The 14,177-nt window shown below is 69.8% G+C and carries 14 protein-coding genes and 1 tRNA gene; 8 read left to right on the forward strand and 7 right to left on the reverse strand.

The genetic code is table 11. The features are described 5' to 3' along the window. Positions 1–21: 21 nt before the first annotated feature. Both botA and ACWD26_RS15010 read right to left on the reverse strand, forming a co-directional pair. Positions 22–156, reverse strand: coding sequence for a bottromycin family RiPP peptide (gene botA / locus ACWD26_RS15005; protein ID WP_005486703.1), 135 nt, complete (start codon positions 154–156; stop codon positions 22–24). A 97-nt stretch (positions 157–253) separates the two neighbouring features. Beyond that, positions 254–2,203 carry a RiPP maturation radical SAM C-methyltransferase gene (locus ACWD26_RS15010; RefSeq protein WP_451269954.1) on the reverse strand — a complete coding sequence of 650 codons (1,950 nt, stop codon included), beginning with the start codon at positions 2,201–2,203 and terminating at the stop codon, positions 254–256. Between the two features lie 373 nt (positions 2,204–2,576). Here ACWD26_RS15010 and ACWD26_RS15015 point away from each other — a divergent pair, with 373 nt between their 5' ends. From ACWD26_RS15015 to rdgB, 6 genes are all read left to right on the forward strand, one after another. Beyond that, complete coding sequence (locus ACWD26_RS15015) at positions 2,577–3,416, forward strand: class I SAM-dependent methyltransferase (RefSeq protein WP_451269956.1); 840 nt, start codon at positions 2,577–2,579, stop codon at positions 3,414–3,416. 1,148 nt (positions 3,417–4,564) lie between these two features. Next, positions 4,565–5,917, forward strand: a complete 1,353-nt coding sequence (locus ACWD26_RS15020) for an MFS transporter (RefSeq protein ID WP_451269958.1) — start codon at positions 4,565–4,567, stop codon at positions 5,915–5,917. A gap of 117 nt (positions 5,918–6,034) precedes the next feature. Next, a complete protein-coding gene (locus ACWD26_RS15025; protein ID WP_451270105.1) occupies positions 6,035–6,292 on the forward strand; it encodes a glucose PTS transporter subunit EIIB in 258 nt (85 codons plus the stop codon). 139 nt (positions 6,293–6,431) lie between these two features. After that, a complete protein-coding gene (gene rph, locus ACWD26_RS15030; protein WP_451269960.1) occupies positions 6,432–7,169 on the forward strand; it encodes a ribonuclease PH in 738 nt (245 codons plus the stop codon). A gap of 158 nt (positions 7,170–7,327) precedes the next feature. Continuing rightward, positions 7,328–7,726 carry a hypothetical protein gene (locus ACWD26_RS15035; RefSeq protein WP_451270107.1) on the forward strand — a complete coding sequence of 133 codons (399 nt, stop codon included), beginning with the start codon at positions 7,328–7,330 and terminating at the stop codon, positions 7,724–7,726. Positions 7,727–7,767: 41 nt separating this feature from the next. Continuing rightward, positions 7,768–8,370 (forward strand): RdgB/HAM1 family non-canonical purine NTP pyrophosphatase, encoded by a 603-nt coding sequence (rdgB, locus tag ACWD26_RS15040; protein ID WP_451269962.1) that lies wholly within the window; start codon positions 7,768–7,770, stop codon positions 8,368–8,370. A 55-nt stretch (positions 8,371–8,425) separates the two neighbouring features. Here the strand turns inward: rdgB and ACWD26_RS15045 are convergent. From ACWD26_RS15045 to bcp, 4 genes are all read right to left on the reverse strand, one after another. Beyond that, positions 8,426–8,498, reverse strand: a tRNA-Leu gene (locus ACWD26_RS15045). 17 nt (positions 8,499–8,515) lie between these two features. Next, the gene (locus tag ACWD26_RS15050) at positions 8,516–9,184 is read right to left on the reverse strand and encodes an HNH endonuclease (protein WP_451269964.1); all 669 of its coding nucleotides are present in this window, start codon (positions 9,182–9,184) and stop codon (positions 8,516–8,518) included. Then, positions 9,181–9,822 (reverse strand): HNH endonuclease signature motif containing protein, encoded by a 642-nt coding sequence (locus tag ACWD26_RS15055; protein ID WP_451269966.1) that lies wholly within the window; start codon positions 9,820–9,822, stop codon positions 9,181–9,183. Before ACWD26_RS15055 ends, ACWD26_RS15050 begins: the two co-directional genes overlap by 4 nt. Before the next feature lie 140 nt (positions 9,823–9,962). Continuing rightward, positions 9,963–10,430, reverse strand: coding sequence for a thioredoxin-dependent thiol peroxidase (gene bcp / locus ACWD26_RS15060; RefSeq protein ID WP_451269968.1), 468 nt, complete (start codon positions 10,428–10,430; stop codon positions 9,963–9,965). Positions 10,431–10,527: 97 nt separating this feature from the next. Here bcp and ACWD26_RS15065 point away from each other — a divergent pair, with 97 nt between their 5' ends. Further along, positions 10,528–10,857, forward strand: coding sequence for a DUF3618 domain-containing protein (locus ACWD26_RS15065; RefSeq protein WP_451269970.1), 330 nt, complete (start codon positions 10,528–10,530; stop codon positions 10,855–10,857). Positions 10,858–10,892: 35 nt separating this feature from the next. Then, on the forward strand, positions 10,893–11,234 hold the full coding sequence (locus tag ACWD26_RS15070; protein WP_033525031.1) for a GroES family chaperonin: 342 nt from the start codon (positions 10,893–10,895) through the stop codon (positions 11,232–11,234). Between the two features lie 118 nt (positions 11,235–11,352). On the opposite strand, the gene ACWD26_RS15075 is transcribed toward ACWD26_RS15070, so the two are convergent. Beyond that, positions 11,353–13,848, reverse strand: a complete 2,496-nt coding sequence (locus ACWD26_RS15075) for a transglycosylase domain-containing protein (protein WP_451269973.1) — start codon at positions 13,846–13,848, stop codon at positions 11,353–11,355. Between the last annotated feature and the right edge of the window lie 329 nt (positions 13,849–14,177).

The following is a 14,177-nucleotide window of genomic DNA, read 5'->3' on the forward strand; positions in this document are numbered from 1 at the left end:
CGGCTACTCACCGGCCGGCGCTCAAGAGGTGGCTTCGCCGTCCCAGGCACCCCAGGACTCCAGCTCCTCCATCTCCAGAGCGCTCAGTTCGGCGTTGTTGGGGTCGTCGTTGAGGAAATCCGCTGTCATGCAGTCGAATACGACTACGGGTCCCATGTCTCGATCCTTTCGTCGGTCTGGGTTGCCGTTCGATTTCGGTTCCAGTGCCTCATGGGGTACGCGGTGGCCCGCATCCGCGCGATGGGCGGCCTCCTTACGGTCGAGCGGTGAGCGTGAGGGGTACGGGGGTACGAGCCCGCCGGGGAGTGCCCTTGGGCGGTGGGGTGCGATAGGCCGAGGGCTGCTCGCGTACCGCCAGTGCGATGACCTTCGTGCCTTCGATGTAGACCCACCGCTTGCGCTGCCAGGTGCGCAGCGTTTCCAGGGCCTGGTCCCAGCGTTCCCCCTGCCACTCCTGCCCTTGGAGGTCGCGGAACCGGGTGCCGCCGACGACGGCGCGGAACAGCCGCGCCTCCTCGCCCCGCAGGGTGGTGGTGTGCGGCGGCAGACCGGGTCGTTCGTCGGTGAGGGTGAGCGAGTCGAAACCGAGCCGGTAGGTGAAGCGGGCGGACTCGTGGTGCGCGCGCCACAGCCGGACGCGCGCGGCGAGCCGGCGCCGTACGGGCCCGTTGTCGGGATCGTCCGTGAAGTCGCCCTCGAAGTGGTACGCGATGTCCCACAGATCCTCCGGGGACAGGCGGGGATAGGCGTACTGGTAGCCCGGCAACGGGCTGGTCAGGGTGAGCCCGTAGCTCTCGGGCGCCTCGACGTACGGGCTGAACCGGTCGAAGCGGATCAATGTGATGTGCGGCGGCGTCAGATGCGTCAGCGACGCGACGACGTCGAGCTGCGCCTTGAGGGAGTCGGGCGTCTCGTGCGGATACCCGGTGAGGATGTTCCAGTCCGCCCGCACGCCGTACTCGGCGCAGCCCAGCAGGAACCGGATGTTCTGGTACGCCGTGGCGCCCTTCCTGAGATGCCGCAGCCCCTCCGTGCTGAGGCTCTCGATCCCCGGCTGCACGGAACGGACCCCCGCGCGGCGCACGGCCCGGATGTCGGCCCATTCCATGTTGGCCTTGACCTCGAAGAACAGCGAGTGGTCGGTGTTGAGTTTCTCCACCAACGGCAGTGCTGTGTCGAGGTATTTGAGGTCGAGGATGTTGTCGACGGCGAAGAAGTCGAGGACGCCGTAGCGGTCCATCAGATGCCGCAGCTCGTCGGCGACGGTGTCGGGGTTCTTGCTGCGGTACGCCATGGTCGCGCCGTTGAGGCCGCAGAAGGTGCAGTGGGTCTTGGCGCCCCACCAGCAGCCGCGGGAGAACTCCACGGGCAGGGTGATCTCGGGTTCGAGGGTGTGCAGCCCGGCGGCGTGCAACTGCTCGAAGAAACCGTCGTAGTTGGGGGTGGGTACGTCCAGGTCGGAGGCGGTGAGCGGCGCGGCCCGCGCGTCGTCGTCGGCGGGCAGCCGGGTGACGAGGCGGCCTCGCGTACGGAGCGGGCCGCCGGCCTCGGTCTGGCGGAGCAGGGCGACGAAGGCGTCCTCGCCGGGGCCGTCCACGATGGCGTCCACCGCCGGGTAGTTGGCGAGGAGGGCGCGGCCCATCGAGCCCTCGCAGTTGCTGCCGCCCAGCACGATCACCCCGCCGTAGCCGAGCTCCCGCAGGCGCTCGGCCACCGCCAGCGACGGGCCGTTCTGACTGAACATCGAGGTGAAGCCGACGACGTCCGGCGCGGACTGAAGCAGTGCCTCGGCCGTCCGCTCCACATGCCGGTCCGCCACCTCGCGCAACGCGTCGACCAGCTCGATCGACGCGTCGTCGACCCGCCTCGCCCGTAACTGGGCGAAGTACGCCTCCCGCCGCTCGGCATCGCCCCGGCGGCACGAGAAGATCCAGTCGCCCACCGAGAGGTGGTAGAGCTTTTCGGAGACCAGCTCATAGGCTTCCGACCATTTCTCGTCGGAGAACCCGAGCATTCTCTGGGCCAGTCCGTAGAAATCCAGATAGGAATAGCGTGCGTCTGCTTGCCAGCCTTCGCTCTCGGCAAGTGAGCGCAGAATACCGACCTGAATCGAGGGTCGGATGACGCTGTTCCAAGGCATTGATACAAGGGAAACGTTTTTGGCGGCAGGCACGAAAACAACCCCCGGAGCCGGTTGCGGCAACTCGAATCACCGTAGGAGGGGTGGATTCCACGAGTCAACAGTGCCTAAAGCATTGGTATAGGTTGGCTGGAAACATTCGTCCAGCATGCACTCATGGGTGCGCGCGGCCACGTATTCGTGATCAACTTTGCGATCGGCGGGGGAGGTTCGCAGGTCGCCTGCATATGTGCAGGTGGGAGGCGTGGTGGACAGTGGCATCGATCGGGTTGTACGGTGTATGGTGCTCCTGCGTCATGATGCGACAGGAGTTGACGCGAGCTGGCCCTGCGGATCGGAAAATATCCGACGAGGGCTTTATCATGCGCTCGCCGAACCAAATTTCCCGCCGACCCTATTTCTGTGCGCAGAGATGCGCAGAGAGGCGAGAAGTCGCGTGAAGATTTCCCTGACGGGTGCGGCGGAGACACTCCTCGCCCCCCTCTACGCCCGCGCGCTCGACGCCCGATCCGCCCACCCCCTGCTGGGTGACCGCATCGCGGCCGATCTGCTGGACCGCATCGACTACGACTTCGGCCGGCTCGGCATGGGAGAGACCTCCGCCGTCGGCGTGGCCCTGCGCGCCCGCTATTTCGACCGGCGGGTCCGCGCATTCCTCGACGCCCACCCCGAATCCACCGTGGTCCATCTCGGCTGCGGCCTGGACAGCAGGTTCGAGCGTCTCGCCCCCGGCCCCGGCGTGCGCTGGTTCGACCTCGACCAGCCCGACGTCATCGAACTGCGCAAGCGGCTCTACCCGGCCCGCCCCGGCCACGAGACCCTCGCCGCCTCCGTCACCGAAACGGACTGGCCGGCCCAGGTCCCCACCGACCGCCCCGTCCTCGTGGTCGCCGAGGGCCTCAGCATGTACCTCTCCGCCGACGAGGGGCCCCACCTGCTGCGCACCCTCGTCGCCCGCTTCCCGCACGGCGAGCTGCTGTTCGACACGTACTCCCGGTTCGCCGTACGGTCCACCCGCTCCCTGACCCTCTTCCGCAAGACGGGCGCCCGGCTGGCCTGGGGCGTGGACGACCCACGCGAACTGGAGCGCGGGATACCCGGGTTGCGGCTGATCGAGGCCGACAGCGCGTACGCCACCGCGGCCGGGGTCGATGTGCGCCACCTGCCCCGCAAACTGCGGCTACGCATGCGGATCGACACCCACGTCCTGTCCCGGCTCCCGGTACTGCGCGGCATCGGCCACATCTCCCGCTACGCCTTCGACACACCTGACTGACGGAGCCGGGGGTCTCCGGCCGGCCGGAAGCCCTCGGTTACGGGGAGCCCGGTCGCTGCGAGGCCCGGCTGGCCGGAGGCTTCCGGTCACGGGGCCCCCGGCCGGCCGGGAGCCTCCGGTCGCTGGGAGCCCTCGGCTAGCCGGAGGCTTCCGGTTGCTGGGGCACCGGTTACTGGGAGCCCTCGGCTAGCCAGAAGCTTCCGGTCAGCTGGGGGCTCCCGGTCACTGGGAGCCCTCGGCCAGCCGGACGCCTCCGGTCGCTGGGAGCCCCCGGCCGGTCGACAGCTTCCGGTTGCTGGGAGCCCTCGGTCGGCCGACAGCCCCCGGTCACTGGGAACCCTCGGTCGGCCGGAAGCCCTCCGCTAGCCGGAAGCCTCCGGTCTCTGCGGGGCCCGGCTAGCCGGAAGCTTCCGGTCACCTGGGAACCCCCGGTCACTGGGAGCCCTCGGCTAGCCGACAGCCCCCGGTTGCTGGGAGCCCTCGGCTAGCCGAAGTTCCCGGTCACTGGGAGCCCTCGGCTAGCCGGAAGCCTCCGGTCTCTGCGGGGCCCCGGCTAGTCGGAGGCTTTCGGTTGCTGGGGCCCCGGTTGCTGGGAGCACCTGGCTAGCCGGAAGTCTCCGGTCACCTGGGAGCCCCCGGTCACTGGGAGCCCTCGGCCGGCCGGAAGCTTCCGGCCGCTGGGAGCCCTCGGCTAGCCGGAGCCTCCGGTCGCTGCGAGGCCCCGGCTAGCAAGAAGCTTCCGGTTGTTGGGAGCCCTCGGCTACCCGGGAGCTTCCGGTCGCTGGGAGCTGTCGGCCAGCCGGACGCCTCCGGTCGCCTGGGAGCTGCCGGTCGGCCGATAGCCCCCGGTCGCCTGGGAGCCCCCGGTCACCCTGGGGCCCTCGGCAAGCCGGGACCCGGGCCGACGGTGCCCCGAACGGCCGGGGGTCCCGGCCGTTCGGGAAGTCCCGACAGTTGGGGGCCGGGATCATCCCGGAATCCGAGCTGCCGGGGGCCCCGGCAGCTCGGGAAGTCTCGACAGTTGGGGCCCCGGACCACCCGGGAACTCCGACTGCCGGGGACCCCGGCCGCTCTGAACCCCCGGCCACCCGGCGGCGACGCCGGTCAACCATCCGACGGGCCACCGGCCCCCGACCCAGAATGCCCCGATGCTGCCGCTCTACCTCATCTCCCACGGCCTGTCCCTGCTGGGCAACACCGTGGCCTCCATCGCCCTCCCCTGGCTGGTGCTGCTGCGCACCGGCGACGCCACCGCGGTCGGCCTCGTCGCCGCCGCGAGCGCCCTGCCGATGCTCCTGTCGGCCGTCGCCGGAGGCGTACTCATCGACCGCGTCGGCCGCCGCCGCCTCTCCATCGGCGCCGACCTCGCCTCCGCCGCCTGCGTCGCCGCACTCCCCGTCGTCGACGGCCTCCTCGGCCTCACCGTCGTCTGGTTCGTCGTCCTCGGAGTCGCCGGCGCCGTCTTCGACGTACCCGGCATGACCGCCCGGGAGGCCCTCGCACCGGACATCGCCGAAGCCACCGGCATCGGCATGGAACGCCTCGCCGGACTCCGCGAGAGCATCGCCGGCGGCGTCGTGATCCTCGCCCCGGCCGCCGCCGGCGGACTCATCATGCTCGTCGACCCGGCGACCGTCCTCTGGCTCACCGCCGGCTGCTCGGCCCTCGCCGCGCTCGTCACCCTCGCCCTCCCCAAGACCATCGGCGCCCAGCCCACCGCCACGGCCCAGGGCGCCGGCCTGCGCAGCGACCTCAAGCGCGGACTCGGCGTCCTGCGCGGCGACCGCGTCCTCACCGCCGTCACCCTGGTCTCGGCCGGCAGCGTCGCCGTCCTCGCCCCGCTCCAGAACCTGGTGCTCCCCGTCCACCTCGTGGGCAAGGACTCACCCGGCGGCTTCGGCGTCGTGGTCTCCCTCCTCGCCGTCGGCGGCATCGCCGGCGCCGGCCTGTACGCGGCCATCGGCACCCGCTGGACACGCCGCACCGTCTTCGTCGCCGCCCAGCTCACCTCCACCATCGGCATCGCCGGGCTCGCGCTCCTGCCCCCGGTGCCCGTCATGTGGGCGGCCGCCGTCCTGGCCGGCGCCGGCGCGGGCCCGCTGCCCGCACTCTTCCTGGTCCTCGTCACCGAACGGATCCCGGAGGAGGTACGCGGCCGAGTCCTCGGACTCCAGAACGCCGTATCGATGACCGCCGTCCCGCTGGGCACCCTCGTCGCCGGTCTGGCCGTCGACTGGATCGGCCTCCGCCAGACCGGCGCACTCCTCGCCGTCGCCTGGTGCGTGGTCACCCTCGCGATCGTGGCCCTGCCCGCACTCCGGGGCCTCGACGCCGGCCGCGGCAAGTCCGAGACCCCCAACGAGGATCAGACGACTCCCAACGAGGATCAGACGACCCCCGACGAGGGGCAGACGACCCCCAACGCGGATCAGGCGCCCCACCACGGCGGATCGCCCATCCCCGGCCAGGGCACGGAAAACGCGGACACCCCCACGACCTGACCGCCGGGGCGGGTCATTTGGCACCCACTCCCTCAGTGGTGTAGACCAGTCGCGGGGCGGTCCCGCAAGCTGTCCCGCGTACGGTCAACCGTGGGTCACTGAGACAAAGCGGCTCGGATCAGGGAAACAGGGAGAGTAGCCATGGCCAGTAAGGCTGAGAAGATCGTCGCCGGACTCGGCGGCCTCGACAACATCGAAGAGGTCGAAGGCTGCATCACGCGCCTGCGCACCGAGGTCAACGACCCCTCCCTCGTCGACGAGGCCGCCCTCAAGGCCGCCGGAGCCCACGGCGTCGTCAAGATGGGCACCGCGATCCAGGTCGTCATCGGCACGGACGCCGACCCCATCGCCGCGGAGATCGAAGACATGATGTGAACCGCGCCCGCTCGCCCCGAGGCTGAACCGCGCCCGCCCGCCCCGAGGCGGTGGGCCGGACGCACCGCCACGGCCGTCGCAGGGGCTCCTTCCCGCTGGGGGAGGAGCCCCTTCCGTATGTGCCGCTAGGCTCAGCGCCATGTCTCGTATCGACGGCCGCACGCCCGAACAGCTCCGCCCCATCACCATCGAACGCGGGTGGAGCAAGCACGCCGAGGGCTCCGTCCTCGTCTCCTTCGGCGACACGAAGGTCTTCTGCACCGCCTCCGTCACCGAGGGCGTCCCCCGCTGGCGCAAGGGCAGCGGCGAGGGCTGGGTGACCGCCGAGTACTCCATGCTCCCCCGCGCCACCAACACCCGCGGCGACCGCGAATCCGTACGCGGCAAGATCGGCGGCCGCACCCACGAGATCTCCCGCCTCATCGGCCGCTCCCTGCGCGCCGTCATCGACTACAAGGCGCTCGGCGAGAACACCATCGTCCTGGACTGCGACGTCCTCCAGGCCGACGGCGGCACCCGCACGGCGGCCATCACCGGCGCGTACGTGGCCCTGGCCGACGCCGTGTCCTGGGCCCAGGGCAAGAAGCTGATCAGGGCCAACCGCCAGCCCCTGACGGGCACCGTCTCGGCGGTCTCCGTCGGCATCGTCGGCGGCGTCCCCCTCCTCGACCTCTGCTACGAGGAGGACGTCAAGGCCGACACCGACATGAACGTCGTCTGCACCGGCGACGGCCGCTTCGTCGAGGTCCAGGGCACCGCCGAGGCCGAGCCGTTCGCCCGCGAGGAACTCAACTCGCTGCTCGACCTGGCCGTTTCCGGCTGCACGGAGCTGGCGCTCCTGCAGCGCAAGGCCCTTGATACGGTCCTCGAAAGGTAAAGAGCACCCCAAGAGCGGTGGCCGCCGACAGCAACCACGACGGCCTCGCCCGCGTCCTTGCACATACGGGCGCACGGCACACCACCGTGCGCCCGGCCATATCGGCAGTTGCCGTACCCAGGGGCCGTCAGGCCTGCATCCACCAGGAGGACCGTTCCATGGCCGCGAGCCGCCGACGTCGTATGACCGCCATCGCCGGAGCCGTAGCTGCCGTCGCCCTCACGGCCGGGCTCACCACCGGCTGTGACGCCGTGAGCAAGGCCCTGGACTGCGTCCAGACCGCCGAGGCCATCGCCCAGAGCGTGGGCGACCTCCAGCAGGCCGTCGAGAGCGCCGCGAACGACCCGACGCAGCTGGAGGAGTCCCTCGACTCCATCGACAAGAACCTCGACGAGATCGGCGACAAGACCGACAACACCGACGTCAACAAGGCCGTCGACGACCTCCAGAAGGCCGTCACCGACACGCGTACGGCCGTGGAGAACGGGGACGCCACCCCCGACATCAGCGGCATCACGGATGCGGCGGGCGAGCTGACGAAGGTCTGCACGTCGTAACTCGCGGGAGGCGGCCGGCGGGGATCGCGATACTGGTGGGCATGACCCGCCTGATCCTCGCCACCCGCAACGCCGGCAAGCTCACCGAGCTGAAGGCCATCCTCGCCGACGCAGGCCTCTCCCACGACCTCGTCGGCGCGGACGCCTACCCCGACGTCCCCGACGTCAGGGAAACCGGCGTCACCTTCGCCGAGAACGCCCTGCTGAAGGCCCACGCCCTCGCCCGGGCCACGGGCTTCCCCGCCATCGCCGACGACTCCGGCCTCTGCGTCGACGTCCTGAACGGTGCCCCGGGCATCTTCTCCGCCCGCTGGGCCGGCCGCCACGGCGACGACAAGGCCAACCTGGACCTGCTCCTGGCCCAGCTCGGCGACATCGCCGACGAACACCGGGGCGCCCACTTCGCCTGCGCCGCCGCCCTCGCCCTGCCGGACGGCACGGAGCGGGTCGTCGAGGGCCGCCTGAGGGGCACCCTCCGCCACACCCCCGTCGGCACGAACGGCTTCGGCTACGACCCGATCCTCCAGCCGGAGGGAGAGTCCCGAACGTGCGCGGAGCTGTCGCCGGAGGAGAAGAACGCGATCAGCCACCGGGGCAAGGCGTTCCGAGGGCTGGTGCCGGTGTTGCGGGAGCTGTTGGGCTGACTTCACGAAGGAGCCCCGCGCCTTCGAATCGAAGGCGCGGGGCTCCTTCTTTCTGTACGCCCGGTCGGATTCGAACCGACAAACACAACCACCTAAAGATTGCCGCTCAGCCCTTGGCGTACGGGCGCCTGTGCATTCCCCTACGTTACAGGGTTCGCCGTCGACCGCCTCGACACCAGGTACTGGTGACTGCGTGGCAGTTCGGGCACAACAGCCGCAGATTCTGCCGCCGATCATCCCGCCAATCCCCGTTGATGTGGTCGACCTCCAAGGTCATGGGCTTGCCGAGCCACTCGGGGCCGATACCGCACTCTGCGCACTCCTCGACTTCGCCCACCTCCGAGAGCGCCCTGCGCAGCAGGTGCGTTCTCGTCCGACGCGCGCCGTCGTGCCGGATCAGGAGGTCTTCGGCGCTCCTGAGGGGTGTGGTGCCCGGCCCGCCACGCTGATGCGCCTGGCCCAAGAAGTGGGATGTGTCGACACCGGCCTCGGTCACCCAGCAGCGGAGCTGGGCGCGCAGCCTGCTGTTGTAGGGCTCCATCCCCAGAGCGCGGAGTGCGCCTGCCAGGGAGGTTGCTTCCTCGACGGCTCGGCGCAGCTCGTCGGCGGCTGGTCTGTCGGGTGTTGCTCTCGCTCGCCTTTGGCGGGGCATGTGGGACACGTCGATCCCGAAACGATCGAAGCGGCGAAAGAGATGGCGGCGCAGTTGCCCATAAGGCCGTGTGCCGAAGAAGGCGATGACCTCCTCGATGTCGGAACACTGTGCCGCTGCCTGCGCCAACCGCTCCCGGGTGTACCGCACACCGCTGCTCACGAGGAACGTCCTTTGCCGCGCCCTCGGTAAGTGTCCGTCGTCGAGTGGCAGTTGGGGCACAGGAACCGCAGGTTCCCGATGCGGTTGTCGCGCCAATTGCCGTCGATGTGGTCGACCTCCAAGGGGAGCGCGTACCCCCGCCACACCGCGTCCGTCCCGCACAGGGCACATTGCTCCGGCACACCGGACGCCCTTATCGCCCACCTGAGCCGGTCGCTCGGGATACGCCGAGCCTGGCCGACCGGCTGCTCGACGAGCAGTGCTTCCGGAGTTCGGGGACGCCATGTCCTGCCCCGCTGCGTCGGCAACCGGAAGTGCGAGATGTCGATGCCGTACGCCTTGATCCGGCGGCTGATGTGCGTGTGGTGTCCACCGACGACCTCGAGTCCGAGACGCCGCAGGACTTCGCACATGTTCGTCGACGCCGTAACGGCCTCCTGAAGGATCTCCCGCGTCCACTTCACGCCCTCCTGCTCGAAGTGCGAGACATCCACTCCCAGTTTCTTCATCCGCTCGAAGACGTACCGTCGCGTCGAGCTCTTCGGATCCACCCCGAGCCTCCCCAGCGCCTCCGACAGCGTCCATGCCCCCCGAGCCGCCTCCTCCAGTCGCTCCTTGGTGTATGCGCTTGCCGCCATCGAACCCCTCCATCCCGGCCACGTGTTCGTGGTCTCGTACGGAGTAACGAACCGTTAATCGGACAGTCGCGCCTGAAATGCGGACGGCCCGTACCGGGGGTGATCCGGTACGGGCCGTTCTCAGTCGGCGGGGCGGGGGCTCAGATGCCGATGTCCTTGATGATCTTCGCCACGTGGCCCGTCGCGCGGACGTTGTAGAGGGCCCGTTCGACCTTGCCCTCCTCGTCGACGACGATCGTGGAGCGGATGACGCCCATGTACGTCTTGCCGTAGTTCTTCTTCTCGCCGAACGCGCCGTACGCGTCGAGGACCGTCTTGTCGGGGTCGCCGAGAAGGGTGACCTTCAGGGACTCCTTCTCGCGGAACTTGGCGAGTTTCTCGGGGGCGTCGGGGGAGATGCCGAGGACGTCGTACCCGGCGTCCGCGAGGAGCTCCAGGTTGTCGGTGAAGTCGCAGGCCTGCTTGGTGCAGCCGGGTGTCAGGGCCGCCGGGTAGAAGTAGACGATGACCTTGCGGCCCTTGTGGTCGGACAGGGACACCTCGTTGCCGTCGGCGTCCGGGAGGGTGAAGGCGGGGGCCACGTCCCCGGGCTGGAGTCGCTCGCTCATCGGTCCAGCGTAATGGCGGGCCCTGAGGGTCCGGGGCCGGGTGGAGCTGACAGACTGTCCGGAACAAAAGACTTTTAGCGACAACGGAGGCAGCGCGGTGGCGGATACCTCGGACCCCAGGACGCCGGTCGAGATCGAGGCGGACATCAAGCGCCGCCGCGCCGATCTCGCCGAGACGCTCGACGAGATCGGCGTCCGGGTGCATCCCAAGACCATCGTGGGCGACGCCAAAGCCAAGGTCGTCTCCAACATCGACCACACCCTCGGCAAGGCGTACGTATCGGTCAATCGTGTGGTCAGCGACGTCAGGGGTCAGTTCGTCGACGCGGACGGGGCGCCGCGCGTCGAGCGCATCGTGCCGGTCGCCCTCGTGGTCGTCGGCGTCGTGGGGCTGCTCGCCCTCGGGACCCGGCGTCGTAGGGCCTGACGGAGACGGGTCGGGAAGACAGGTAGGTTCGGGGCGTGAGCGAGAAGACCCAGCACGACAAGTTGCCCATCCGGATGCTGCACGACCGTGTGCTCGTGCGGCAGGACACCGCCGAGGGCGAGCGGCGTTCCGGCGGCGGCATCCTGATCCCCGCGACGGCGGCCGTGGGCCGGCGGCTCGCCTGGGCCGAGGTCGTCGCGGTCGGCCAGAACGTCCGCACCGTCGAGCCCGGCGACCGCGTCCTCTACGACCCCGAGGACCGGGCCGAGGTCGAGGTCCGGGGCGTCGCGTACGTCCTGATGCGTGAGCGTGACCTGCACGCCGTGGCCGCGGACCGGTTCGAGGGGTCGGAGGACTCCACGGGCCTGTATCTCTGATCGCGTCTCGCGCGGGGACATCGCGGGGGTTCAGTGGACAGAAGGGGCTGGTGACCATCGTCACCAGCCCCTTCTGTCGTCCGGATAAGGCCGCTCAGGCCGTCAGGCCGTCAGGGCGCTAGGGGAACGTCCCCTCCGTCGTCCCGCCCCCTGTCGTCCCTCCGCCGTCCGTCGTGCCTCCGTCGGTGGTGGTGCCTCCGTCGGTGGTCGTTCCGCCGTCCGTTGTGGGGCCGCCGGTGGACGTCGTTCCGCCGTCCGTTGTGGGGCCGCCGGTGGACGTCGTTCCGCCGTCGGTCGCGGGGGTGCCGCCGGTGGTGGTGCCGCCGTCGGTCGCGGGGGTGCCGCCGGTGGCCGTGCCCCCGTCGGTGCCGTCGTCCGGCCGGCCGGTCTCCTCCTCGCCCGTGGCGCCGCCGGTCTCCTCCTCGCCCGTGGCGCCGGGCTCGTCGGCGGGGGTGCTGGGCGGGGTGATGACGACGTCGGCGCCGATCTGGAGGTCGAGGTCGAAGTCCTTGACCTTCTTGCCCTTCAGGGCGGCCTTGGTGAACTGTGCCCAGATCTCCGTTGGCGCCCCACCGCCGTTGATACGGGGCAGGCCCATGGCGCCGTACAGCGGCTTGTGGACGCCCGTCTTGGGGTCCTGGCCCATGACGGAGACGACCGTGGCGAGGTCGGGGGTGTAGCCGGCGAACCAGGCCGCCTTGTCCTCCTCGGCCGTACCGGTCTTGCCGGCCACCGGGTGGCCGGAGGCCTGCGCGGCGGTGGCGGTGCCGCTCTGGACGACGCTCTGCAGCACGGCGGTGGTGGTGTCGGCGGCCTTGCGGCTGACGGCCTGCGTGGACTCCGTGGAGGGGAGCTTGATCGCCTCGCCGTCCTTGGAGATCTTCTCGATCATCGTGTACGTGCCGTGCTTGCCGTGGTTGGCGAGCGTGGCGTACGCCTCCGTCATGTCGAGGACGCTCGCGGTGGCGGTGCCCAGGGCGATGGACGGGTACGGGTTCATGTCCGGGGTGTTCTTGGGCAGTCCGAGGTCGATCGCGGTCTTCCTGACCTTCTCGGGGCCGACGTCCACGGCCATCTGCGCGTACACCGAGTTCACGGAGCTCTGGGTGGCCTGGCGGACGGTGATGTTGCCGTAGTTGACGAAGTCCTCGTTCTCGGGGTCGTAGACCGGGCCGGGCCAGCCCCTCACGGGCCGCTTGTTGGTGCCGTCGTAGATCGTGTTCGGGGTGATCGCCTGGCCGCTCTGGGTGTTGGAGGCGTTCTCCACGGCGGCGGTGAACACGAACGGCTTGAAGGTCGAGCCGACCTGGAAGTCGCGGCGGGTCGCGTTGTTCACGTACTGCTTGGTGTAGTCGATGCCGCCGTACATCGCGATGACCTTGCCGGACTTCGGGTCGATGGAGACGCCGCCGGCGCGGACGTAGTTGTCGACCTTGCGGTTCTTCTTGTCGAGCTTGTCCATGAGCTGGTCGTCGACGGCCTTGATGAAGGCGTTCTGCATCTTGGGCTGGATGGTGGTGGTGATGCGGTAGCCACCGCCGTTCTCCAGCGCCTCCTCGTCGATGATCTTGTTGGTGACGAGGTACGACTTGATGGCCTCGACGAGGTAGCCGCGCTGGCCGGAGAAGGCGGTGGACGTGGTGGTCTGCTTCGGCGTCGGGAACTTCATGCCGGAGCGCTCGGACTGCTTGAGCCAGCCCTCCTTGACCATGCCGTCGAGGACGTAGTTCCAGCGGGCGACGGCCGCCTTGGTGTTCTCGGGGTGGGCGACGACGTCGTACATGCTGGGCGCGTTGACCAGCGCGGCGAGGTAGGCGCCCTGTCCGGCGGTGAGTTCGTCGGCGTCGACGCCGTAGTAGGCCTGGGCGGCGGCCTGGATGCCGTAGGCGTTGCGGCCGAAGAAGCTGGTGTTGAGGTAGCCCTCGAGGATCTCGTCCTTGGTGACCTCGCGGTCCAGCTTGATGGCGATGAAGAACTCCTTCACCTTGCGGGTGACGGTCTGGTCCTGGGCCAGGTAGTAGTTCTTCACGTACTGCTGGGTGATCGTCGAGCCGGACTGCTTGCCCTTGCCGGTCGCGGTGTTCCAGGCGGCGCGGACCATGGCCTTGGCGTCGATGGCCGGCTCGGTGTAGAAGTCGCGGTCCTCGGCGGCCAGTACGGCGTGCTGCGCGGCCTTGGAGACCTTCGACAGCGGGACGTTCTCGCGGTTGACCTCGCCGTCGCGGGCGATCTGGGTGCCGTCCGCGTACAGGTAGACGTTGGACTGCTTGGTCGCGGCGTCCTGGGGCTTCGGGATGTGGACCATGTTGTAGCCCAGCACGAAGGCGCCCATGATCAGCATGAGGCCGAGCACGAAGGTGCCGAGCACCATGCGCCAGGTGGGGATCAGTCGCTTGAAGCCGGTGCGCTTGGGCCGCTTGCGCTTCTTCGCCTTGCCCTTCGCGGGCTCGGGCGTGATGTCGGGCACGTCGGTGGACACGACGGAGGCAGCGGCGGCGGCCTTCCCGGAGGGGATGACACCGAGAGCCTGAGTGGGCGTGTCCTCGCCGGGCGTCCGCGCGGGCGTGATACCGAGCGTGGTGGTGGGAGTATCGCCCCCCTCCCCACCGCCCACCGCCCCGACCGCGGGCCCGGTCCCGCGACCGGGAACTCCGCCGGGCCTGCGACCAGGGTCTCCGCCGGGCTTCCCGCCGGGGATTCCGCCGGGCCTCACACCAGGGGTACCGGTGGACTTGGCGTCAGGCGCTCCGCCGGGCCTGTTGTCACGGGCTCCGATGGGCATACCGGCAGAGGGGCGAGTCGGCTTCCCGTCAGAGGGACGCGTCGGCTTCCCGTCGGCCGTACGGGCGGCTGCCGCGCCGGACTGGCCACCGGCTGCCGCGCCGGGCCTGCCGCCGGGCGTCGTGCCGGGCTTGGCGGCAGATGCCTGACCGGAGTTCCCGC

The sequence above is a fragment of the Streptomyces sp. NPDC002787 genome (assembly GCF_053592095.1).